Annotated in this window: 16 protein-coding genes, 4 pseudogenes and 1 CRISPR repeat array; of the genes and pseudogenes, 11 read left to right on the top strand and 9 right to left on the bottom strand. The window is 68.2% G+C overall.

Going from position 1 to position 22,724, the window contains the following annotated elements; all coding sequences use genetic code 11:
- Positions 1-147: 147 nt before the first annotated feature.
- The 6 genes and pseudogenes from AC5L3X_RS31470 to AC5L3X_RS31445 all read right to left on the bottom strand — a co-directional run bounded on the left by AC5L3X_RS31470 (position 148) and on the right by AC5L3X_RS31445 (position 3,227).
- On the bottom strand, positions 148-369 hold the full coding sequence (locus AC5L3X_RS31470; RefSeq protein WP_494861834.1) for a hypothetical protein: 222 nt from the start codon (positions 367-369) through the stop codon (positions 148-150).
- Positions 347-652, bottom strand: a complete 306-nt coding sequence (locus tag AC5L3X_RS31465) for a 4Fe-4S cluster-binding domain-containing protein (RefSeq protein WP_494861833.1) — start codon at positions 650-652, stop codon at positions 347-349. Before AC5L3X_RS31465 ends, AC5L3X_RS31470 begins: the two co-directional genes overlap by 23 nt.
- A gap of 35 nt (positions 653-687) precedes the next feature.
- A complete protein-coding gene (locus tag AC5L3X_RS31460; protein WP_494861936.1) occupies positions 688-1,047 on the bottom strand; it encodes a glycine radical domain-containing protein in 360 nt (119 codons plus the stop codon).
- A gap of 93 nt (positions 1,048-1,140) precedes the next feature.
- Positions 1,141-1,321: pseudogene (locus AC5L3X_RS31455) on the bottom strand (pyruvate formate lyase family protein); the annotation flags it as partial.
- 92 nt (positions 1,322-1,413) lie between these two features.
- Positions 1,414-2,652: a hypothetical protein gene (locus AC5L3X_RS31450; RefSeq protein WP_494861831.1), complete on the bottom strand. Its 1,239-nt coding sequence runs from the start codon at positions 2,650-2,652 to the stop codon at positions 1,414-1,416.
- A gap of 284 nt (positions 2,653-2,936) precedes the next feature.
- On the bottom strand, positions 2,937-3,227 hold the full coding sequence (locus AC5L3X_RS31445; RefSeq protein WP_494861829.1) for a hypothetical protein: 291 nt from the start codon (positions 3,225-3,227) through the stop codon (positions 2,937-2,939).
- A 302-nt stretch (positions 3,228-3,529) separates the two neighbouring features.
- On the opposite strand from AC5L3X_RS31445, the gene AC5L3X_RS31440 reads away from it, so the two are divergent.
- Positions 3,530-4,135 (top strand): class I SAM-dependent methyltransferase, encoded by a 606-nt coding sequence (locus tag AC5L3X_RS31440; RefSeq protein WP_494861827.1) that lies wholly within the window; start codon positions 3,530-3,532, stop codon positions 4,133-4,135.
- A gap of 19 nt (positions 4,136-4,154) precedes the next feature.
- Here AC5L3X_RS31440 and AC5L3X_RS31435 read toward each other — a convergent pair.
- Positions 4,155-4,268, bottom strand: a pseudogene (locus tag AC5L3X_RS31435) (transposase); the annotation flags it as partial.
- Positions 4,269-4,424: 156 nt separating this feature from the next.
- On the opposite strand from AC5L3X_RS31435, the gene AC5L3X_RS31430 reads away from it, so the two are divergent.
- The 6 genes and pseudogenes from AC5L3X_RS31430 to AC5L3X_RS31405 form a co-directional block, all read left to right on the top strand.
- A complete protein-coding gene (locus AC5L3X_RS31430; protein WP_494861825.1) occupies positions 4,425-4,931 on the top strand; it encodes a superoxide dismutase in 507 nt (168 codons plus the stop codon).
- Positions 4,932-5,191: 260 nt separating this feature from the next.
- Positions 5,192-6,259, top strand: coding sequence for an ABC transporter substrate-binding protein (locus AC5L3X_RS31425; protein WP_494861823.1), 1,068 nt, complete (start codon positions 5,192-5,194; stop codon positions 6,257-6,259).
- Positions 6,256-7,353, top strand: coding sequence for a FecCD family ABC transporter permease (locus AC5L3X_RS31420; protein WP_494861821.1), 1,098 nt, complete (start codon positions 6,256-6,258; stop codon positions 7,351-7,353). Before AC5L3X_RS31425 ends, AC5L3X_RS31420 begins: the two co-directional genes overlap by 4 nt.
- A complete protein-coding gene (locus AC5L3X_RS31415; RefSeq protein ID WP_494861819.1) occupies positions 7,350-8,093 on the top strand; it encodes an ABC transporter ATP-binding protein in 744 nt (247 codons plus the stop codon). Before AC5L3X_RS31420 ends, AC5L3X_RS31415 begins: the two co-directional genes overlap by 4 nt.
- On the top strand, positions 8,090-8,470 hold the full coding sequence (locus AC5L3X_RS31410; RefSeq protein ID WP_494861817.1) for a hypothetical protein: 381 nt from the start codon (positions 8,090-8,092) through the stop codon (positions 8,468-8,470). Before AC5L3X_RS31415 ends, AC5L3X_RS31410 begins: the two co-directional genes overlap by 4 nt.
- A 21-nt stretch (positions 8,471-8,491) precedes the next feature.
- Positions 8,492-9,139, top strand: a pseudogene (locus AC5L3X_RS31405) (ABC transporter transmembrane domain-containing protein); the annotation flags it as partial.
- 235 nt (positions 9,140-9,374) lie between these two features.
- Here the strand turns inward: AC5L3X_RS31405 and AC5L3X_RS31400 are convergent.
- Positions 9,375-10,500: pseudogene (locus AC5L3X_RS31400) on the bottom strand (IS3 family transposase).
- A gap of 330 nt (positions 10,501-10,830) precedes the next feature.
- Complete coding sequence (locus AC5L3X_RS31395; RefSeq protein WP_494861815.1) at positions 10,831-12,501, bottom strand: YncE family protein; 1,671 nt, start codon at positions 12,499-12,501, stop codon at positions 10,831-10,833.
- 146 nt (positions 12,502-12,647) lie between these two features.
- On the opposite strand from AC5L3X_RS31395, the gene AC5L3X_RS31390 reads away from it, so the two are divergent.
- From AC5L3X_RS31390 to cas8c, 4 genes are all read left to right on the top strand, one after another.
- Positions 12,648-12,893 carry a site-specific integrase gene (locus AC5L3X_RS31390; protein WP_494861813.1) on the top strand — a complete coding sequence of 82 codons (246 nt, stop codon included), beginning with the start codon at positions 12,648-12,650 and terminating at the stop codon, positions 12,891-12,893.
- A 673-nt stretch (positions 12,894-13,566) separates the two neighbouring features.
- Positions 13,567-17,071: a CRISPR direct-repeat array (repeat unit 37 nt; unit sequence GCAGCACCGGCCCTTCGGGGTCGGTGAGGATCGCAAC).
- A gap of 530 nt (positions 17,072-17,601) precedes the next feature.
- Positions 17,602-19,869, top strand: a complete 2,268-nt coding sequence (gene cas3 / locus AC5L3X_RS31385) for a CRISPR-associated helicase Cas3' (protein WP_494861811.1) — start codon at positions 17,602-17,604, stop codon at positions 19,867-19,869.
- Positions 19,870-20,256: 387 nt separating this feature from the next.
- Positions 20,257-20,931 carry a type I-C CRISPR-associated protein Cas5c gene (gene cas5c, locus AC5L3X_RS31380; RefSeq protein WP_494861809.1) on the top strand — a complete coding sequence of 225 codons (675 nt, stop codon included), beginning with the start codon at positions 20,257-20,259 and terminating at the stop codon, positions 20,929-20,931.
- Positions 20,931-22,718: a type I-C CRISPR-associated protein Cas8c/Csd1 gene (cas8c, locus tag AC5L3X_RS31375; RefSeq protein WP_494861807.1), complete on the top strand. Its 1,788-nt coding sequence runs from the start codon at positions 20,931-20,933 to the stop codon at positions 22,716-22,718. The genes cas5c and cas8c overlap by 1 nt, the downstream gene beginning before the upstream one ends.
- Positions 22,719-22,724: the final 6 nt, after the last annotated feature.

Genomic DNA, 22,724 nt, shown 5'->3' with positions numbered 1-22,724 from the left:
TCCGGCCGGAAGCCGGGTGTAGGGCCGGAAGTCCCGAGAGGTCGTGGTCGTTCGGTCAGCGCAGGCCCCGTCATGCCGCGACCGTGATGCGCTGCCCAGGACGGCGAATGGCGAGATCGGAACTCACCCCGGTCTGACCACGATGCCTCAGATCGAGACCACACCGTGGTCCCGGAACTGGCGGTGCACCCGGTCGAGCAGCCCCTGATCGGGCGGCGGGACGTCGGCCAAGGGAAAGCGCAGGCCCAGACCGGCGTACGTGGCGGTGGCCAGGCGGTGGAAGGGCAGGACGTCGACCCGCTCCACGTTGCCCAGTGCCGCCACGAAGCGGGCCAAGGCGTACGCGTCAGTGGGCCCTGGCACCAGCACGAATCGCACCCAGGTAGGCCGGCCGAGCTCGGCCAGGCGGCGAGCGAAGCGCAGGGTGGGCCCGACCGGCCCGCCGGTGACGCGCCGGTAGGTGGCCGGGTCGAATGATGGTCACGCCGGCGACGGAGATGAAGCGCTGATATCTGCCGATCTCGGCCATGATCTCGTCGGTGGTGGCCTGGCGGCCGTCGCGCATCCGCCAGGTCTCCGGGTTCTGGCAGTACGGGCAGCGCAGCGGGCAGCCGGCGGTGAACAGGACGAACCTGGTACCGGGGCCGTCCACTCCGATCGACAGGTCTCAGGAGCTGACGGCACCGTTCATATCGACCCGTGGAAGGTGCGGTTGAGTACGTCGCGCTGCTGGTCGGGGGTCAGGCGGACGAAGTTGACCGCGTATCCGGAGACGCGGATGGTCAGCTGCGGGTAGCGGTCGGGGTGCTCCATGGCGTCCAGGAGGACGGCTCGGGTCAGGACGTTGACGTTCATGTGGAACCCGGCGGCATCGAAGTAGCCGTCCAGCACGCCCACCAGGTAGCGGACGCGCTCGTCCTGGATGCGGCCGAGACCCTCGGGGGTGACCGTGTTGGTCAGAGAGATGCCGTCGAGGGCCTGGTCGTAGGGGAGTTTGGCGACGGACGGGGCGGAGGCGATGATGCCGTGGCGGTCGCGGCCGTTCATCGGGTTGGCGCCGGGTGCGAACGGCTCGCCGGCGCGGCGGTGGACCTTCTCCATGAACGAGCGGACGAGTTCGACGGCGAGGGCGTCGGCCCGGTCGTCGTTGTTGCCGTAGGCGGGGTAGTCGCCGTCGATCTCGTAGTCGACGGCGAGGCCGGTCGCGTCGCGGATCACCTTGACGCGCGTGTCCTATGGCCGACAGGCTGTCGGCGGCGACGGACGGACCGGCGATGCCGCAGGCGAGGGTGCGCTTGACCGGGTAGTCGTGCAGGGCCATCTCGGCGCGCTCGTAGGCGTATTTGTCGTGCACGCAGTGGATGATGTTGGCTTCGGCGCCGCCACCATCGCCGCGACGACGCCGAGCGCCGTTCAGCGCAGCCGCCACAGCGCGCCACGCGGGCCGGCCAGCTCCCCTTGAGCGCCGACCGCGCCCAACGCGTAGACGTCTCCTGTGTCATCCCGCATCACCAGGTCCTCCACGACCGCCGGCCCGTACTCTCCCGTGGGCAGGCGTTCGCTGGTCCAGCGGCCGGTGGCGGACAGGTGCCAGAGCGTGCCGGTGTCGGTCGCCGCCCAAAGGCCGTCCTCGCCGTCGGGAGCCGCCGCCGTGAACGCCTTCGGCTTCGACTCGGCGGCCACCAGGCAGGTCCACCTGGTTCCCCGCAGGCGCATTGCCACCGCCCGGGACAGAAAGACATCCTCCAAGTCGGCCTCCTCGCGCTCCATCCACTGGAACGAGCCGAGCACCCACCATTCCTCTGGCCCGGTCCGCACGACCGCCCGCAGGTTGGTCCGTCCGGTGTCGCCGTGGACCGGTGCGGCGTCGGTGGGCGACAGCAGCGTCGGCAGTTGCACGGGCTGCCACGCGCGGCCCGTCCACCGGGCGATCGACGGCCTGTCGGAACCCTCCCCGGGGGTGCCGATCATCCATGGGGTGTCAGCGGTGCCGCTCAGGGACAGGGCTTGGAAAGGTACGGGAACGGACTGCCATGCCGCGCCGTCCCAGCGCATGGAGACGCTTCCGAGGATGATCCAGGTGCCCTGCGCGTCGACTGCGGGCGCCGGCTGCTCGGCGAGCTCCGGCGGGCCGGTGTGCCAGGCGCGGCCGTCCCAGGTCAAGAGGGCGGCGTGGCCGTCCTCTGTGTCGGCGAGCACCCAAGCTCGGTCGGCGGAGGCCGCACCGAGCGCCAGCAGCCTGCCGGAGGCGGGGACCGCGGCCGGCTCGTCCCATCTACTGCCGTTCCAGTGGTGCGGCTCGCGCGCTCCTCCAGGTCCCAGGCGCCACGCCCAGAGGGTGCCGTCAGAGGCGGCGGTGCCGGAGCTCATGACGGTGCCGGGAGTCTGGTCGACGTGGACGAGCTCCCAGCTCCCTGAGGCGGAGCCGACCCGGAACTGTCCGGTGCGGCGGGACGTGGCCGGACACGTGGCCGGAGTGGTGACCACGGGATCGAGCGCCTTCCTCACCGTGGTCGCGCTCGCGCTCGGGGAGGGAACCGAGGAGGAGGGAGGCTGAGGGGATGAGGGCACCTCGCCCTGCTGGCATCCGCCCGCCATCAGGAGCGCAACGGCCAGCAGTCCGGTGATCCGGCGCGAGGGACGTACGGTCACCCGACACATCTTGCCGGAACCGGAAGCGGAACCGAGCCGGCGAAGAGGCGATCCGACAACCGGGCGATGGCGCCGCGGCCTCGGCGAGCACGTCGGCCGCGTCGCCGTACCGCGACTCCCTGACGAGAGGCATCGCCCGCCTGCGGGCGAGCCCGATGTCACCGCGGCTGAACTCGTCATCCGCAGGGGTGTTCCCCGCGGCGGGGACCCCGGCCGGACTCCGTCGGTGAGCGTACGGCTGATCGCGTGCGCGTACATCCTGGTGGGGCTGGAGCCGGGAGCGGTCATGTCGCCGAGCGGGCCCGTCCCCGCCAGATACGGCATGAGCCGCTCGTGCCAGGACGCAGGCAATCGAACACCTCGGGCGCGTAGCCGGTCTCACTGGTCTTGAACGGCCCGAACCTCACAGCCAGCAGCGCGCGGGTGCCGCAGGCCACTACCGCCACCAAGCGGACCAGCGGATACCCCGACCCGCCGTGCGAACCGGACTGATGACCGTAGCGGGCCAGGTTGGCTTCGCTGTCGGGCACCGACAGTGTGGTGCCGACAGCGAACACACCAGCAGACCCCGCCACCGCGCGGCTCCTGCCGAGGGACCGGCCAGCAACTCGAACAGCGCCTTCAGCGGCGCCACTCCGACCCTACGCCGGGGATGGCCGGGTGCGAACACTCCCGCGGCTGTTCGGACCTGGCGATTGACCACAGCGATGGCGCAGGCCAGCTGCGACCTGACAGAATCAGCACTCAACGGAGATTTAGTGGGCGACGGATGGTTTGGGAAGATCACCCGTTCTACCGGATCTCCGTTCTCATGTCTTGATCACCGCAGGGCTAGACAACTCAGAGCCGGCCCCCTCCGCTCAGGGAGAATGCAGGCATGGTCGAACAGAGCATCTGGATGCAGAAGGTCGCGGCTGACCCCGGTCACTCCACCTGGTTCATTGAGCGCTTCCGTTCCATGTCTCGCGCCGGTGACGACCTCGCCGGGGAGGCCCGCCTCATGGACGCCATGGTGCCGCGCCGCGCCCGCATCCTCGACGCCGGCTGCGGATCCGGCCGGGTCGGCGGCATGTTGGCCGAGGCCGGCCACGACATCGTCGGCGTCGATGTCGACCCGGTTCTGATCGAGGCCGCCGAGCAGGACCACCCCGGGCCGCGCTGGATGGTCGGCGACCTGGCCGAACTCGACCTTCCTGCGCAAGGCATCACCACGCCGTTCGATGCCATCGTCTGCGCCGGGAACGTGATGACGTTCCTCGCGCCGAGCACCCGTCGTGAGGTGCTGAGACGGTTCCGCGCGCACCTCACGCAGGAGGGCCGAGCCGCGATCGGCTTCGGCGCCGGCCGCGGCTACGAGTTCAGCGAGTTCTTTGCGGATGCGGCAGCCAGCGCGCTCGAACCCGACCTGCTGCTGTCCTCCTGGGACCTGCGTCCGTTCGGGGACGACTCGAGCTTCCTGGTTGCTCTTCTCCGCCCTGCCTGACACAGCGGCTGAGGGCGGCCCGGCCGCCCGAGCGCATCTTCTGGGTGAGCGCGTCGATCCACACGAAGGTGTACGGCCCGCCATCCAAGGGTCGGGACCGGAAGGAGACCACCAGCTCATCGAGCTCGGCGGCCCGGTGGGCGTCGTCACCGATTGGGCCGGTTGCCCGACCGTGGACCATCCCTTGCTCGCGCAGGGCCGACGCTGGAGAACCTGGCGGTGCCGCCGACGGTGATGGCGTCCAGCGGCTTCGAGATGGGACCCTGACGGCCAGGTGCTGAGTGAGGGGTTGCCATCGCTGTCAGCATGCCGCCAGGGACAACCGCTAGTTGCTCATCTGGCGCGCGACAAGGGCGAGTTCGGCGGGCTGGTCGGGCTGGAGAAGACGTTCGCGTTCAACCTGTCCGGGCACGTCCTGCACACGATCTTCTGGCAGAATCTCTCGCCCGACGGCGGCGACCGCCCCGACGGCGAGTTCGGCGACGCCATCGCCGAGCACTTCGGCTCCTTCGACGCCTTCAGGAATCAGCTCACCACCGCCACCGCCACCGTGCAGGGCTCCGGCTGGGGCGTGCTCGCGTGGGAGCCGCTCGGCCGCCGCCTCGTGGTCGAGCAGGTCTACGACCACCACGGCAACGTCGGCATGAACACCGCCCCGCTGCTCGTCTTCGACGCCTGGGAGCACTCCTACTACCTGCAGTACCGCAACGTGCGCCCGGACAACGTCGAGAAGCTCTGGAACCTGATCAACTGGAACGACGTGATCGCCCGTTACGACGCCGCCCGCGGTTCCTGACGTCCCCATGCCGGCGACGCCCGCCCAGTCACAGGCGTGGCTGGCGCGCGGCGGCGGTGTACCCGGGTCCGGGAACCGGATCCAGGCTGATCATGTTCCGCGGCCGTGGTGGGGCCTGTCGCGAAGAGGGACCTCGGCGCGAGATCTGGCCTGTACCGAGGCGTACGCCACCTTGATGCGACTTGCTCGTAATTGCGCATGATGTGCAAAATGAGGTGCTTGGTCACCTTTGTTCTCACTCACCACCGGAGACGCACCACATGAGCCGCCCGCCCCGCACCCATGCCAGGCTCCATACCGAAGGCGGTGGACGGATCACCAGAAAACTGCTCGTCCTGGCCACAGCTCTCACGCTGACGACGGCCTGCTCCCAGCCCTCCACCCAGGAAACCGCCCAGGAGGCCAAGCAGGCGGCGCCCGGCTTCCCGGTGACGATCGAGAACTGCGGCCGCACCCTCACCTTCGACCAGCCGCCCGCCAAGGTCGTGACCGGCTACCACCCCTCGCTGGAGACCCTCCTCGCACTCGACCTCGGCGACCGGATCGCCGGGCGGACGAACTTCTCCGAGAGCGCGTTCATGCCGGGGCAGAAGGAGAAGTACGACAAGATCCCGGAGATCTCCGACACGATCATGTTGCCGCAGAAGGAGGTCATGCTCTCCCAGGGCGCGGACTTCGTCCTGGACAACGCGATGGCCGGCTTCGACTCCGCCGGCGGCTACGCCACCGTGGAGGAGCTCGACGCGGCCGGCTCGCCGGTGTACATCCTGGGTGGCTGGTGCAGCCCCGAGGAAGTGCTGCAGTTCACCATCGACGACACCTACACCGACCTGCGCAACCTCGGCAAGATCTTCGGGGTCTCCGACCGCGCCGAAAAACTGATCACCGAACTTCAGGGCAAGCTCGCCGACGTCAAGAAGCGCGTCGAGGGCCGCACCCCGGTCAAGGTGCTGGCCACCGACGGCGGCAAGGGCCCGGTCAACGCCTACGGCGGCTCCGGCATCACCCACCAGATGATCACCCTGGCGGGCGGCGAGAATGTGCTGGCCGGGGTCAAGGGCGACTACACCGAGGTCAGCGCCGAGGAGGTCAGCGCCTCCCAGCCCGAGGCCGTCCTGGTCAGCGACTACGCCACGCTGCGCGGCGAGGACATGCCCAGCTCGAAGGCCAAGGCGGACGAAGCCTTCGCCATCGTCAAGAACAGCCCGGCCGCCAAGGAGCAGCGCTACCACGCCCTTCCGGTCGCGGCCCAGCACCCCGGCTACCGCAACATCCTGGCGATCACCGACATCGCCAGGTTCCTGCACCCGGACGCCGTCGCCAAGTGACCAGCAGCACCCGGCAGAGCCCGGCACGGACCGGGCTCGCCCTCAAGCGCCGCCCCCTGAGCCGGTTCCTCCTGCTCATCGCCGCCCTCATCGCCGCCGTGGTCGCCTCAACCTGGCTGGCGGTGAGCATCGGCGCCGTGCCGGTCGCCCTGCCCCAGGCATGGGGCATCGTCGCCGACCACCTCGTGCCCGGCCTGGTGCCGCGTACCTGGACCCCGGTGCAGGAACAGATCGTGTGGGAGTTCCGGTTGCCGCGCGCCCTGCTGGCGCTCCTCGTCGGGGCCGGGCTGGCGGTGGTCGGGGCGGTGCTGCAGGCGCTGGTCCGCAACCCGCTGGCCGACCCGTTCCTGCTCGGGGTCTCCTCCGGAGCCTCGTTCGGGGCGGTGCTCGTGCTGATCCTGGGCGCCTCGGCGTTGGGCGGGCTGTCGCTGTCGGCCGCCGCCTTCGCCGGCTCCCTGCTGGCTCTGGGCCTGGTGTACGCGCTGGCCCAGCGGTCCGGCCGGCTCACCGCATCACGGCTGGTGCTGGCCGGGGTGGCGCTGGCATACCTTTTCCAGGCCGCCTACAGCTTTGTGCTGCAACTGGCGCAGAGCGGGCGGGCCGCCCAGCAGGTGCTGTTCTGGCTGATGGGCAGCCTCGGCGGCGCCCGCTGGCACATGCTGCCACTGCCGGCTGTCGTGCTGGCCGCCGGGGTGACGTACCTGCTGCTGCAACACCGGCCGCTGAACGCGCTGGCCGCCGGAGAGGAGACGGCCGTCTCGCTCGGCGTGAACGTCAACCGCTTCCGCCTGAGCCTGTTCGTGCTGACCTCGCTGCTGGTCGGCGTGCTGGTGGCCACCAGCGGCGCCATCGCGTTCGTCGGCCTGATCGTGCCACACGCCGCCCGGCTGCTCGTCGGCGCCGACCACCGCCGGGTGCTGCCCGTCACCGCCCTGCTCGGCGCCGTGTTCCTGCAGCTCGTGGACATCGCCGCCCGCACCGTCAACGCCCCGCAGGAACTGGCCCTCAGCATCGTCACCGCCCTGTTCGGCGTGCCGTTCTTCCTGTGGCTGCTGCGCCGCCGCTCCGTGGACCGGGCGGTGAGCGTCCAGTGAAGCTCGACCTGCGCGGCGTGTCCGTCGCGATCGACGGCACGCCCATCGTGCGGGAGGCCGACCTGCTGGTGAACGACGGCGAGTTCGTCGGCCTGGTCGGGCCGAACGGGTGCGGCAAGTCCACCCTGCTGCGCGCGGTCTACCGGGCCCTGCGCCCGACGGCCGGGCTCATCACCGTGGAGGGGGACGACGTGCACCGGCTGCCCGCCCGCGAGGCCGCCCGGCGCACCGCCGTCGTCGCCCAGGAAACCCCGCCCGACCTTGACTTCACCGTGGCCGAGATCGTCTCCATGGGGCGCACCCCGTACAAGCCCGACGCTCGCGCCGACGAGGAGCTGTGCGCGCAAGCGCTGGACCGCGTCGGCCTGACCGGCGCCGCCGGCCGGATCTTCGCCACCCTGTCCGGCGGCGAGAAGCAGCGCGTCCTGCTCGCCCGCGCCCTCGCCCAGCGGACCCGCCTGCTCCTGCTGGACGAGCCCACCTCTCACCTCGACATCCGCCACCAGCTGGAGATCCTGCACCTGGTCCGTGAGCTCGGCATCGCCACCCTGGCGGTCCTGCACGACCTCAACCAGGCCGCCGCGTTCTGCGACCGCCTGTACGTCATGAGCGCCGGCCGCATCGTGGCCGGCGGCCCGCCCGAGCAGGTCCTCACCCCCGCTCTCATCTCCGCGGTGTACGGCGTACGCGCCGTACGCCGCACCCAGCTCGTCTTCGAGCGGCTCAAGGAGGAGCAGTGATCCCCCGACTGCTGGCCCTGTCACCGTCCATCCGGTGGCGCCTGGCGGGGCTCGTGCTGTTGTTGCTGTCCATCACCGCCACCTACGTCGGCCAGGGGGTCCTCGTCGCCCAGGCCCTGTCCCGGATCTTCGCCGGCCGGGACGCGGGCTCGATCGTCTGGCTCGTCGCCGGCGTCGTCGTGTTGCAGCTCGCCCGCAGCGCCGCGCTGGCCGTGCGCGAGTCCGTCGCGCTGCGCACCTCGACCGCGGTCAAGGCCGAGCTGCGTCGTCGCCTGACCGGCAAGCTGCTGCGGCTCGGCCCAGCCCACGCCCAGCGCGGGCGCACAGGGGCGGCGCAGACCACGCTGGTGGACGGCATCGAGACCACCGACGCCTAAATCGGCAGGTTCCTGCCCCAGGTGATCGCCTCCGTCCTGGGCGCCGTCGCCGTGACCTGTTCACGCTTGACCCGCTGGTCGGCGCCGTGGTGCTGGCCTGCGCGCTGCTGCTGCCCGTCGTGGCTGGCAGACGTGCGCGGCCGCGTCTACACCGCTTTCGAACGCCTCGCGCCCGGCTACCTGCTGCAGCGCCGCTCCGGCGACCTCGGCAGCGCCGCCATCTCCGACGTCGAGCAGTTGGAGCTGTGGTTCGCCCACACCCTCAGTCCGCTGATCAGCGCCGTCACCGTCCCCGTCGCCGCGCTGACCGCCCTGGGCGTCTTCCATCCCGCCCTGGCCGCGGCTCTGGCACCCGCGCTGATCCTGCTCGCCCTCCTGCCCGCCTGGCTGCGCAAACGCGCCGCCGACCAGGGCGCGCGGCTCCGTGCCGAGCTCGGCGAGCTCAACGCCGAAGCGGTCGACACCCTCCAGGGGCTGCGCGAGCTCCTCACCTCCGGCGCCGGGGACCGCCAGCTGGACCGCCTGCACGAGCAGGACCGGCGGTTGCTGGAGGCCAAGCTGGCCCACGGCCGCCGCTCCGGCCTCGAACATGCCGTCACCAACGCCGCCACCACCCTCGGCCTGCTCGCCGTCCTCGTCACCGCCGCCCTGCTCGTGGCGGCGAACGCGCTGCAACCGGCGCTGTTCCCTGTGGCGGTGGTGCTGGCCGCCACCACCTTCGCCCCGGTCATCGCCGTCACCGACGTGGCCTGCGACCTGAACCTCGTCACCGCCGCCGGCGACCGCATCATAACCATCCTCAATACCCCGGCCCCGGTCACCGACCGCGTCACCGCGTCACCGAGCCGCCGCCCGGCCCGATTGAGGAGCCCCGCGTTCTCCGGACAGCTTCCTGACGATCACATCATGCTGCGAGCTGCCCGCTCAGGTACTCGTTGTGGACCTCCAGCGGAGTCCGGTACCCGTTCGCGGAATGAAGCCTACGCCGATTATAGAACCCTCGATATAACGGACAACCGCCCGGCGGGCTTTAGCGCGGGTGGTGAACACCATCCCGTTGAGCCACTCACTCTTCAACGCCCCGAAAAACGATTCAGCCAGCGCATTGGCCCAGCACACCCCCGTACGCCCGACCGGCCGACGTATCCCATACCGGGCCAGATGCCGCCCGAACTCCTCACTCGTATAGTTCGACCCGCGGTCGGAATGGAAAATACACCCCGGCTGCAGCTCGACAGTACCAGCGGCGGCATCGATCGCATCGCAGACGAGCGAAGCCTTGTAGTGATCGGCCATCGCCCAACCCGCCACCATCTTGGAATGACAGTCGATCACCGTGGCGAGATAGACAAAGCCCTCCCAGGTGGGAATGTAGGTGATGTCCCCGACCAGCTTCACCCCTGGCCGTTCGGCGGTGAAGTCGCGCCGCACCAGGTCGGGAATCCCCCGGAAGGAGCCGTCCGCCAAGGTGGTGACCGGCCGCCACGGCCGGCTCTGGCCCGGCCGCAGGCCCAGCTCGCGCATCAGGTGCCGGACCAGCTCGTGGCTCACCCGTTCACCGCAGCGGAGCAACGCCGCGTGGATCCGCCGATATCCGTAGGTCTGATGGCTGTCATCAAACAGCCCTTGAATTTTCTCTTTCAGACGTTCGCGGCGTTCGGCGGTCGCCGACAACGGCCGCCCACGCCACTCGTAATAGCCCGAGCGGGATACACCCAGCCACGAGCACATGTCCACAATGGCGTAACCGGCCTTCTCCGCATCGATGAGCTCGTACTTGGCGGTCACCGCTGTTCCCGGGCGAAGAAGGCCGCGGCTTTTTTTAGAAACTCGTTCTCTTCGCGGAGCTTGCGATTCTCACGCTCCAGCGCCAGTTCCCGCTCGCTCTTGTGCTCGCCCGGCTCTCGCGCCGACGTCGGCCCGTCGCCGCGAGTCCGACGGTAGGTATTCACCCAATTGCCGAGGGTGGTGTCGTGGATGCCGAGTTCCTTGGCCACATGCGCCACCGGCCGCGGGCCGTTCAGCACCATGCGGACGGCCTCGTCCTTGAACTCCTGGCTGAATCGTCGGTTGCCCCGCCACAGCCTTCCCTTCCAGTTCTCCCTCAACCTTAGTTGGGGACCTGTCCGGAAGATCAGGGGCACCTCAGCCTCGACCCGACCGGCAAGGGTCGCAAGAGGTGGACCATGCGCTGGAAGGCACCACTGAACGCCTTCCAGATCGCCTTCGAGGGCCGCCTCACCCCGGCCAACAGCTGACCACTCAACAACCAAGATCAGCCGTTAAGTTGACACACCCGATCAGCGTGGCCCAACGACATGGGTGACGGCGATTCGGATCGCCGTCACCCCGTCGGGAGGTTACACGGAGGGTTGGGAGACGACGACCACGTGGGTGGTCTTCGCCGGCTCGATTGTCGAGTTCCCCACCAGCTGGATGACGTACGTGTGCTTGCCGGCCGTCGTCGGCGTGTCAGCGAAGCTGAACGACCCGTCAGCAGCGGCAGTCATCTTGGCCAGGGCTTTCGAGGTAGTGCCATCGGGGCTGGAGACGTTACGTACGACGGTGACGATGGTGTGCGGGAAGGTGATGCCGTCGGCGGCGAACGTTCCGTTGAACTCGAGTCGCTCGCCGACGGCGCCGGCCGACGGGCCGGTCACCGTGAGCACCGGCTGGTACAGGCCCACCTCGACGATGGCCGAGGCGCCGCTGCCCCTGAACCATGAGTTGCCCGGCCAGTACAATCGATATTCGTACGACCCCCATTTCGGTGCGGTATCGGTGAACTGGTAGGTGCCGTCCGCCTCCGTGGTGACTTCCTGGAAGGGCCGGGAGGTGCCGTCGGGGAGCCAGCGGTACAGCTCAAGCGTCTGCACGCCGGGCAGCGCGCCGGTGCTCAGTGTGAGCCGCCCGCTGAAGGTCAGCTGCTTGAGCGCGGTCGCCTCGGAGGGAGCCGTCATGGTCAGGGTGGAGGCGTGGTAAGGCGAATGCGGCAGCCGCCAGAGGTGCATCCGCCCGGTGTCAGGCTCCTTCAGCACCGCATAGGTGAGTACGCCGTAGAAGGCGATGCTGCCCGCCACCAGCGCCTTCCCTTGGTGGTCGGCCGAGTAGATCACCTCCGCCGTGGCCGGGTCGTACACCACGAGCTCCGCCGCGTCGCCCGCGGAGGAGTTCCAGCCGCCCACGACGTAGGCGCCGTTCGGGCTGGCCGCGACGGCGGTGGGGAGGCCGTGCTCGCTCAGCTCGCCGCTGTCGTAGGCGCGTGTCTTGGCGTTGGTCGTCGTGTCCCAGGCGTCGAACCGGTGGGTGTCGGCCAGCGCCGACAGCGCCGCTGACCCGTAGTCGGCGAGGGCGAGGTCCCGCAGGGACGTGTCAGCGTGGATCTCACCGCGCGGGGTGGCCGGGGTGGTGCTGACGTCATACACCCTGATCGAGGCGGGGTCGGCTCCCGGCTCTCCCGCCACCAGTGTGCTCCCGGCGACGGCGACCAGCGGAGGCTGGGTCGCGCCTGGCCCGACCGGGACGAGGGTGGGTGTCGGCCTCCACAGCTCGAGGGCGACGACGCCTCCTTGCCCCGCTTGGCCGCACCCGTATCCGACCCACAGCCGCTCGTAGGACTGGGCCAGCGTGGACGGGCACGAGTAGGCGGTGAGGTCGATCCGCTTGGTGATGGCGAGCGTTGCGATGTCGATCTCGATCACTTCATGCGAATCGCGCAGCGCCGCGTACACCTTCCTGCCGTTGTCCGCAACGGACAGGGCCACGGCACCGGACAGGCCGCTGATCGTGTCGATGAGCGCGCCGTCGCTTTTGGTGACCACGATCCGATCGTCGGCGGCGACGAAGATTTTGCCGCTGTGTCCCACCACGTCGCCGCCCCTGTCGGAGGCGACGCCGAGGTCGATGACGGTGTCGGCGGCCGAGGCGGCGGGTGCCTGAGCGACCAGCAGAACCGCTGCCAGGAAGAGGGGCCCGGCCAGGGCGACTAATCGGTGGGAAAGAGGAGCACGGCCAGGGCTTGAGAGGCGCACATGCACTCCATTCTGAAGGACGATTATCGAACGTATGTTCGCACATTGGATGATCGTCGTCCAGAACGACCTCGGAGAAGGTAGTCCCATCGCCCGCCTCCCCAGGCGGACCTCGTACGGGGCGTGGCCACAAGGTCCTGACCGCGATGGGCGCGGTGTACCACCTGGTGGCGTTCCGGGGGCTGCGGCGCGGGGAGGCGCGCGGTGCGCGGTGGGTAGACGGCGAGCTGGAGGAAGGCGTTCTGATGGTGGCCGGGCGACTGTCCGATGTGGGCCGCCGGGTGGAGGAGGGCAAGCCGAAGTCGCGGGCGTTGGATTCGGGGACGTTGGCCGTGCTGCAGGCGCCGCGAGTCGGCGATGCTGCGGCACTCGTCGATCGGGATCACGTCTGACATCTACACGGCGGCGTTGCCGGGGCTGGCGCGTACGGCGGCGGAGGCGTCGGTTGCTCTGGTGCCTCGGAAGGTCACGTTGGGGGAGGTGTCCGAAACTGGCGGTCACCCTTCGGTCCCCCAAAGGCGGATCGTCGACCTACGGATTCGGAGTCGGATGCTGCGCCGCAGGTGGAGTAGGTAGGGCGGGTGGGACTTGAACCCACGACCCACGGATTATGAGTCTGTGGATCAACGAGTCGGCTGATGTCGGGCCTCGCCGCTCTATGGCATTCCTGCAGGTAGGTGCGTCGTGGGTGGGCCGGACAGTGTCGGAAATGCCGCCCTGAAGCGGGAGTGTCCGAGACTGCCGGTCCCCCTACGGTCCCCCAAAATGGAGGTGCCAAGGGCCGTGGTGCACCCGTAGAAGGTTGGCCAGACCCCCGCACGCGCGGGGCCGACCGGCCTAGCCATGCGTGTCAACGACGCTCGAAGTCTTTCACGTGTCGTCGACACAGCATCTTGGAATTCCCGGAGAGGTCGATCCCAGAGGTCCGCTTGTGATCTAGGAACCTCCGGTAGTTCCGCGACACGCCATGTGTTCCGAACCTAAAAGTGTCACAAATCGGGCGTTTCTGCGGCTTTGGTGGTGGCTGACTCTGCGGTGAATCGGTAACCTTCCAGCTCAAGAACCGCAGCACCGGCCCTTCGGGGTCGGTGAGGATCGCAACATCCAGTCCCACGGCAGGTAGCAGGGCAGCAGCCCGGCAGCACCGGCCCTTCGGGGTCGGTGAGGATCGCAACCGCTTGTGCAGACTTCCCAAATGACGCTCTTGCGCTTCGCAGCACCGGCCCTTCGGGGTCGGTGAGGATCGCAACAACGCTACGTCGATCAGCATCGCGTCGTACAGCTTGACGGCAGCACCGGCCCTTCGGGGTCGGTGAGGATCGCAACACGGGCACGGACGCCACGGTGAAGCTCCAGGAGTCGAGCAGCACCGGCCCTTCGGGGTCGGTGAGGATCGCAACACGGGCGAGAGCGTCGTCGAGGCGCTCGAACTCCCGGAGCAGCACCGGCCCTTCGGGGTCGGTGAGGATCGCAACCCCAGCTTGCCGAAGCTGGACAGGACGCTGTCAGAGCAGCACCGGCCCTTCGGGGTCGGTGAGGATCGCAACGCCAAGTCGAAGGATGACGTAATCGCCCTTTTCGGGCAGCACCGGCCCTTCGGGGTCGGTGAGGATCGCAACACGTCGCTCGCCGCGACGGGCGTCTCGGGGGTCTCGCAGCACCGGCCCTTCGGGGTCGGTGAGGATCGCAACGTGTCTGGTGGTCCGGGATCGGAGAGCAGACGGTCAAGCAGCACCGGCCCTTCGGGGTCGGTGAGGATCGCAACGTCGGCGACGCGGCCAAGCTCCCCGCTCAGGCGGTTGCAGCACCGGCCCTTCGGGGTCGGTGAGGATCGCAACGGAGGCGGCGGCGACGTCGTACAGAGCGGCGACGTGCAGCACCGGCCCTTCGGGGTCGGTGAGGATCGCAACGCCACCGAGTGCCCGGGCGAGCGGCTGACCGCCTGGGCAGCACCGGCCCTTCGGGGTCGGTGAGGATCGCAACCTACGGGTCGTGCCCGTCGAAGCAGTCCGACGCGGTCAGCGCAGCACCGGCCCTTCGGGGTCGGTGAGGATCGCAACTCCCAGTCGTCCCACATGGCGGCGGCGATCTCGTCCGGCAGCACCGGCCCTTCGGGGTCGGTGAGGATCGCAACACCGTGGTGCCGCCGAAGGTGCGCACGATCACCGGGCAGCACCGGCCCTTCGGGGTCGGTGAGGATCGCAACTGTTAGCCACGAGACGCCTCCTCGCTTGCGTTGGCCGCAGCACCGGCCCTTCGGGGTCGGTGAGGATCGCAACGTTCAGCTTCCGGAGGTGGCCGATCCCCGACTCGGTGGCAGCACCGGCCCTTCGGGGTCGGTGAGGATCGCAACGTCCCCTCCCGCTACGACGCGTGAGCTCCAGGAGGCAGCACCGGCCCTTCGGGGTCGGTGAGGATCGCAACCTGCGCCTGCGCGGGTATGACGTGGTGGGCGCGTGAGCAGCACCGGCCCTTCGGGGTCGGTGAGGATCGCAACGGGTGGTCCGGGAACAGCTCCCACAGCAGCTTCAGCAGCAGCACCGGCCCTTCGGGGTCGGTGAGGATCGCAACGCGGGATCTACCTCCAGATCGACGCGTCCGGCGGGGCAGCACCGGCCCTTCGGGGTCGGTGAGGATCGCAACATGGCGGCCGGGGTGTCCTGCAGCCGGGTGAGGAGCAGCACCGGCCCTTCGGGGTCGGTGAGGATCGCAACACGTGTTGCACCCATCCTCTTCAGTTTCCGCCTCGACAGCAGCACCGGCCCTTCGGGGGCGGTGAGGATCGCAACTCGTTCACCGCCTGGGAGATCAACAGGCCGGTCGTCCGGTGCAGCACCGGCCCTTCGGGGTCGGTGAGGATCGCAACTACAAGGCGGCCCCCTACGACCGGTCCGCGTCGATGGTGGCAGCACCGGCCCTTCGGGGTCGGTGAGGATCGCAACTCGGCCCACTCGACCAGCCGCTCACGCCGCCGCTCCGAGCAGCACCGGCCCTTCGGGGTCGGTGAGGATCGCAACGCCAGCTGCCAGACCAACAACAACCCGTCCACGCACGCGCAGCACCGGCCCTTCGGGGTCGGTGAGGATCGCAACGGCATGGACACCAAGTCCCTGGTCATCGGCATCGCGCTGCAGCACCGGCCCTTCGGGGTCGGTGAGGATCGCAACCTTTGTGACAAGTTCCCTCAAGCGGTGCCTGTCGAGGCAGCACCGGCCCTTCGGGGTCGGTGAGGATCGCAACTCGCGCCGGTACGCCGAGTAGGTGGGGATGTGTCCGCAGCACCGGCCCTTCGGGGTCGGTGAGGATCGCAACGGGGGTGAGCACGTGTGCCTCGACCCATCTCCGACGAGCAGCACCGGCCCTTCGGGGTCGGTGAGGATCGCAACCTCTGGTCACGCCGATCGCCTTGACGGCGGTCTCGCAGCACCGGCCCTTCGGGGTCGGTGAGGATCGCAACCTTCGCCTCCTCCGGATGAGAACGAATCCGAGCCGGGCAGCACCGGCCCTTCGGGGTCGGTGAGGATCGCAACGGTCGCGGGCCGGCCCATGAGGGTCGCCCATTTGCGGCAGCACCGGCCCTTCGGGGTCGGTGAGGATCGCAACATCGACATCGCCGCAAGGGATGTCGCTGAGAGCCTGGGCAGCACCGGCCCTTCGGGGTCGGTGAGGATCGCAACAACACCAGCACCGGCGACAAAGCCGGCGCGCTCAGGCAGCACCGGCCCTTCGGGGTCGGTGAGGATCGCAACTCCACCACCTTCGACGGCATCGCCGAGAAGACCAGGCAGCACCGGCCCTTCGGGGTCGGTGAGGATCGCAACGGTGCCGATGCTGCCGGCGGCCGCGATCGGCAGCATGAGCAGCACCGGCCCTTCGGGGTCGGTGAGGATCGCAACGAGGGCACAAACCCGGCACGCCGGATCACGGCCCCAGCAGCACCGGCCCTTCGGGGTCGGTGAGGATCGCAACACCAGGAGGTCCCCGTAATACTCCGGGTTCGACGTGGCAGCACCGGCCCTTCGGGGTCGGTGAGGATCGCAACACCCAGGACGGGGTGCTGGTGGAGGCGGGCGGCGGGGAGCAGCACCGGCCCTTCGGGGTCGGTGAGGATCGCAACTCCGATGACCACACCCGTCCTGCCCAAGGACATCCCCGGCAGCACCGGCCCTTCGGGGTCGGTGAGGATCGCAACACGGCTTTACCTTGCCTCTCGCGCCGATGATCTTGAGCAGCACCGACCCTTCGGGGTCGGTGAGGATCGCAACAAGCGGGGCGTCGAGCTGATCGGGCAGTTCTGGAACGGGGCAGCACCGGCCCGGCCCTTCGGGGTCGGTGAGGATCGCAACGGGTTGATCGGCAATGGTCAGTCCCCCTGTTCGATGGCAGCACCGGCCCTTCGGGGTCGGTGAGGATCGCAACGCTGTTCAGGGACAAAAAAGTGCGGTCTCCGGACTAACGCAGCACCGGCCCTTCGGGGTCGGTAAGGATCGCAACGTCAGCAACTTCGCCCAAGCCGTCCCTGTCGATGTCATCGCAGCACCGGCCCTTTGGGGTCGGTGAGGATCGCAAGCACGATCACCTCGATCACGTCGGCGATCGCGTCCCGCCCGCCCGAAGACTTGGCCCATCTCCACCAGCAGGTCTTCCAACTGATCCGACTACTTCTCGGCCCACGCCTTGTCGGTAACGGCCGGGCTGACCTCCTGCACGGGGGCACGCATGTCCCAAGCCTTGTCGCACTTCGTGGACAGGAAAGAATCGCGAAGGTGAGAAGTTACGACTGAAGGGGCAGAGGTCGGTGAAAATCGCAACGTCATCTTCGGTTTGATCTCGGCGGGCCACCTCGCCGAGATCAAGGACATCGTGGTCCAGTCTTTCGATGGCACCCACCAGTTTGGGCGTCTCACGTCGCGGTCGTACTTACTCGGACTTGCGATCCCGTACAGGTGTAAAACGGTCAAGCAATCACAGTCACCTGAAATCAGGCGTTATTAACCTCCGAGATGAAAACCGTACCCTTCTTGTTATGAATAAAGTGCAGGTGATCTTAGGCTGCCAAATATCGTGATTCATTTACTTCGTCGGTAAAGCGAGGTTCAGATGGTCACCGTTGGTTCGACCTATGCCCACAGCGATAACCCTCAGGGGCGGTGGCATCCGCTTACGGACCACCTTCGGGGTACGGCTGAGCTGGCGGCACGCTTCGCGGCACCCTTCGGGGGAGAGCGGGTGGCGTGGTGGTTGGGGCTACTGCACGACTGTGGCAAGGCCGCCGGTGGCTGGCAGGAGAGGCTGGCGCTGGTCGCCGGCACTGATCGGCCGGTCGGGCTGGACCATAAGATGCTGGGAACGCGCTTGGCGATGGATCGTGGGCTGGGCTCTTTCGCCATGGCGATCGCGGGCCATCACGGAGGATTGGCCTCGCCGGAGGCCTTGCGTGAACGGCTGAGGAACCTGACCAAGTCGGAGCGGGAACGGGAAGCCGATGCCTTGCGGGTGCTGGCCGCTGAGGCGTTGCTGCCGGAGCTCGCGGCAGCAGGCAGGGTCGCGATCCCCGAAGCTTGGAAGCAGCCACTGGTGCGGGAGATGGCACTGCGGCTGACGTTCAGTTCGCTGTGCGATGCGGACTTCCTCGACACCGCGGCGCATTTCGTCGGTGCGGTGCGCCCTGCCGTGCGGTCGGACGAGGATTTCGGGGTATTGCGTGACCGCTACGAGAAGGCGCGCGTCGCGATGCTGAGCGAACGAGCCGGTCGTTCGGCGATAGATGATGATCGGGATGCCGTCTACCGGGCCTGCGTCGCCGCCGCCGGTGCCGAGCAGGGCGTCTTCCGGCTGGCCGCGCCGACTGGTGTGGGCAAGACCATCTCCGCGGGCGGATTCGCCCTCCATCACGCGGCCGAGCGCGGGCTTCGCCGGGTGATCGTGGCTGTGCCGTACCTGACGATCACAGAACAGAACGCGGCGGTCTACCGCAGACTGCTCAGCTGTCCGGATGGTGCCGATGTCGTATTGGAGCATCACAGCGCCGTCGATTTGGATCAGTCCTCCCGCCGTTGGGCGAGACTGGCGGCGGAGAACTGGGACGCCCCTTTCGTCGTGACAACCACGGTGCGGCTTTTCGAGTCGTTGTTCGGCAGGAGGCCTGCCGCTATGCGTCGGCTCCATCGGCTCGCAGGGGCGGTGATCGTGTTGGACGAGGTTCAGTCGCTGCCGCATCAGATGCTGGTTCCGATCCTGAGTGCGCTGCGGATGCTGGTCGATCACTTCGGTGTCACCGTGCTCATGGCGTCGGCCACGCAGCCGGACTTCTGGCACCTGAGTCCGTTTCGTGAATTGTGCGCGACCGAGATCGTGAAGGATCCTGTTGCCCTGGTGACCCGGCTGCGCAGGGTCGCCTATGAGTGGCGGATCAACCCTGGCCCTACGTTGGCGGAACTCGCCGAAGACGCGGCCGCCCACCAGCAGGCCCTGGTCGTGGTCAACACCACCGCGGACGCTCGTACCGTCTTCGGCGTATGGAGCGGCCGGGTTCCCGAGGGCGTCGCCTGGCATCTGTCGACGCGCATGTGCGCGGCGCATCGACGTCGTGTGCTTCTCGCCGTCCGGGAACGCCTGGCGACAGGACAGCCCGTGTTGCTGGTGGCGACCCAGCTTATCGAGGCCGGTGTGGACGTTGACTTTCCCGTCGTCTACCGAGCGATGGCCCCGGCGGATTCGCTGTTGCAGGCCGCCGGCCGCGCCAACCGGGAAGGGAAGCTCGAAACCGTCGGTCGCGTGATCATCGTGGATCCCCCGGACGCCGGTCAGCCTCCGGCATACAGGACGCTGGTGGAGGCCACCCGTCTTCATTTCGGGCCCGGCCGGGCCGATCCCGATTGCCTTGACGCGTTGCGCGCCTACTACCAATCGGTTTACGGAGCACTGAACCTGGAAGATCCGCGCAGCGTGGGCCAGCGAATCCAGGACGCACGCTATCGCCTGGACTTCAGCGCCGTGACGGAAGGTCCCCGTGATCCTGTCACGGACATCGCCGATCGCAGGTACGCCTTCAGGATGATCACAGAAGATGGTGTCGCTGTGGTGACATCGCTCGGGGCGGCCGACGAAAACGATCAGGAGGAGATCGAAGCGCTGGTGCAGCGGATACGCGATGCGGCTCGTCCCGATCGAGAGGACTTGCGGCGCCTGCAGCCCTACGTGACCACCATCCACCCTTCGGCCGTGAGAAACCCCGGTGTGCTGGCTCTCATGAAGCCGATCCTTGGGGAACCCGGCCGGTCCGGTTCGCTCGCCGAGTGGGACGGCGGTTATGACCGGCACACCGGCATCGAACTCGACCCTCGCACAGAGGACTTCGTGTGCTGACGGAGGGGACTCGATCTCGTCTGCTCACGGAAACGCGGTTCGAGCAAGTGCTCCGGGAAGGCGCAGGACACGGCATTTAGGCGATCCGATGGGCGGCGAAGATCGGCCCATAAACGTTCAGATCGACCGAATGGCCAACTTTTTGAAATAGGCTCCGTCTGGCTGACCGAAGTTGTACAGTCGGGCCAGCGGCGGGTCGGTGGCAGCCGGTATAAAGGTTTCCTCTCGCCGGGGATCGCAACGGTCATCCAGACGGAATCAGTCAGGACAGTAGCCGGATTTTCGGGGTCGCCCGAATGCCGGGATTCATTTTTGGTTGCTCCGAATCCGTGCTGCGTATTCGCGTGTCGCTATCGAACTCGATTTCCACGCCGAGGAGTCGTGCTTATGAACGGCGAAAGCCCTCTGTCGCCGCTGCCCCGTACTCGAGACGGTGCCCCTCCCGTCGTCGTTCAGGTGTCCGGAGAGGCCGCGCTCTTCTCCCGTCCCGAGCTGAAGGCGGAGCGCGTCACCTACCCGGTGATGACTCCGACCGCCGCGCGCGGCGTGCTGGAGGCCATCTTCTGGAAGCCTCAGATGCGTTACCAGGTGGTGGCGATCGAGGTCCTCAAACCGATCAAGCAGTTTACGATCCGCCGCAACGAGACACACCAGGTCGTGCCCCTGAGCAGGGCCCTGCACGGAGAAAGGGTGGACACCGCAGCCAACCGCGACCAGCGCAACGCGGTCTGCCTCAGAGACGTCGCTTACCGGATCCACGCCCATATCGAGGCCGGTAAGGACGCGACCAAGAACGCCGCCGCGTACCGGGACCAGTTCCGGCGGCGAGTGAGCCGAGGTTCCTGCTTCCACCAGCCGTTTCTCGGAACGAGGGAGTTCTCTGCTGAGTTCGGCGATCCCGATGACACGCCCCCCATCTCCCGCAGCGAGGACCTGGGCGTCATGCTGCACACCATCCACTTCGGGACGCCATATCGGATGGAGTGGTTCACCGCGCGCCTGGAGCGGGGCGTACTACACGTTCCCGCCCGCGGCATCGAAATCCCGGCGGGGGAGAACTGATGCTGCTCACCCGCCTCGTGGCGTACGCGCGCGACAGTTCGCGGGTACATCCGCCCTTCTACAAGACTCAGAGAGTCCGCTGGATCCTCGACCTCAACAGTGACGGGTCGCCGACATCCGGCAGGCTCGTCCCCCTCGCGAATCCCGACGTTCCCGCGCAGAAGAACGGTGTCGAGTACGTGGTCCCCTCGATCACCAAGACATCGGGAATCGCTCCGCGGATCGCCGTCGACACTCCCGAATACCTCTTCGGCTGGGTGGCCAAGGACGCCAACCCTGCCCGGGTGCACAAGGCGCACGACGCCTTCCGCCTGCTGACCGATGCGTGGATACGCGCCGATCCGGACAGCCCGGCACGGAGCCTGCAACGCTTCCTGTCCGGTGGGCACGTGGAACGTCTCACTCCACCAGAGGTGTGGAGCCGGGGGGACCTTGTCGCAGTGCGGGTGCACGACGCCAGCACACCCGGTGGCGCCTTTCTCCACGAGACCGATTCGGCGCGGCGGTTCTGGGGCACGGTGGCGTCCGCGCGGAAGGGAGCCGGATCGACTGGACTCTGCCTGGTCTGCGGGCAGGCCGGCGCGTTGTTGAAGACGATCCCGCAGCAGTTGCCTGCCCGGTTGGTCCCGCAGGCCACTCAGAGCGCGTCCCTGGTCAGCGTCAACAAGGCCACGCACGGATTCGGGCTACAGGAACAACTGGTGCACACCCCTATCTGCGTCGGCTGCGGCCTGGCCGTCATGGGTGCTCTGGAAAGCCTGCTCGACGATCAGTGGAAAAGCGCGCTGACCGGGCAGGACACTCGCCTGGCCTGGTGGGTGACCGGCGAGGTCGACTTCACCCTCGACCCGCTCGACGATCCGCACGCCCATCCCGAGCAGGTGGCGCGCATGCTCGGCGCCCCCGTACGAGGACGGCGGCCGGACACGCTCGATGAGGAGGATCTCTCCACGTTCTGCGCGGTGGCCATCGGCGGCAACGTTTCGCGGGTCGTCGTCCGCGAATGGATCGAACTGCCCCTCCAACGCGTCCAGCACAACCTCGCCGCATGGATCGCCGACCACGAGATCATCGACTTCTGGAAGCAGGAACTCCGCTACACGGGACTCGGCCGGATGGCCCTGGCCAGCGGCCGATGGCTGGCTGACAGAAAGACCTATGCCAAGTTCGGAGCATCGGGCGAAGACCGGCCCGACGGCATCTACCAAGCGCTCTTGCGCAGCGCACTGCTCGGTAAGCCGCTTCCGCCCAAGTTGCTCGCCCATCTGGTCCACCGGATCCGCGCCGACGGACGTCTGGACACCGAACGTGCCGCCCTGCTTCGCCTGGCGCTGGTTCGCCGGCCCGGCATCTCTCATCCGGAGGCGTACATGCCCGCACTCAACCCCGACCTTCACCAACCGGCCTACCTGGCGGGCCGCATCTTCGCCGCGCTGGAGGACATCCAGTTGTCGGCCGTCCGAGCAGGCGGCGACCAGGCGCCGAACGTCACCTTCACCGATCGATACTTCAGCCGGGCGGTGACCAGCCCAGCGGTCGCCCTGGTCGCGGGACGGCGAGACGCCCGCGCCTGGCTCAAGCGCATGCGCAGGGACAAACCCGCATGGGCGTATCGCGCCGAAGAACGTCTGGACGACCTGTTCTCCCAACTCGCGGTTGCCGGTGGGATCCCACACGGCGCGGTCCTGGCCGATCAGGCCGCATTCATCCTCGGCTACCACCAACAGCGCGCCGCTATGCGTGGCGAACGCGGCACAGGCACCACCGACCAGACCCTCCAGGACTAAGGAGCC

The sequence above is a fragment of the Nonomuraea sp. CX421 genome (assembly GCF_059358955.1).
Note: the sequence above shows the minus strand (reverse complement) of the source record. Positions and strands in the feature narration are given on the sequence as shown.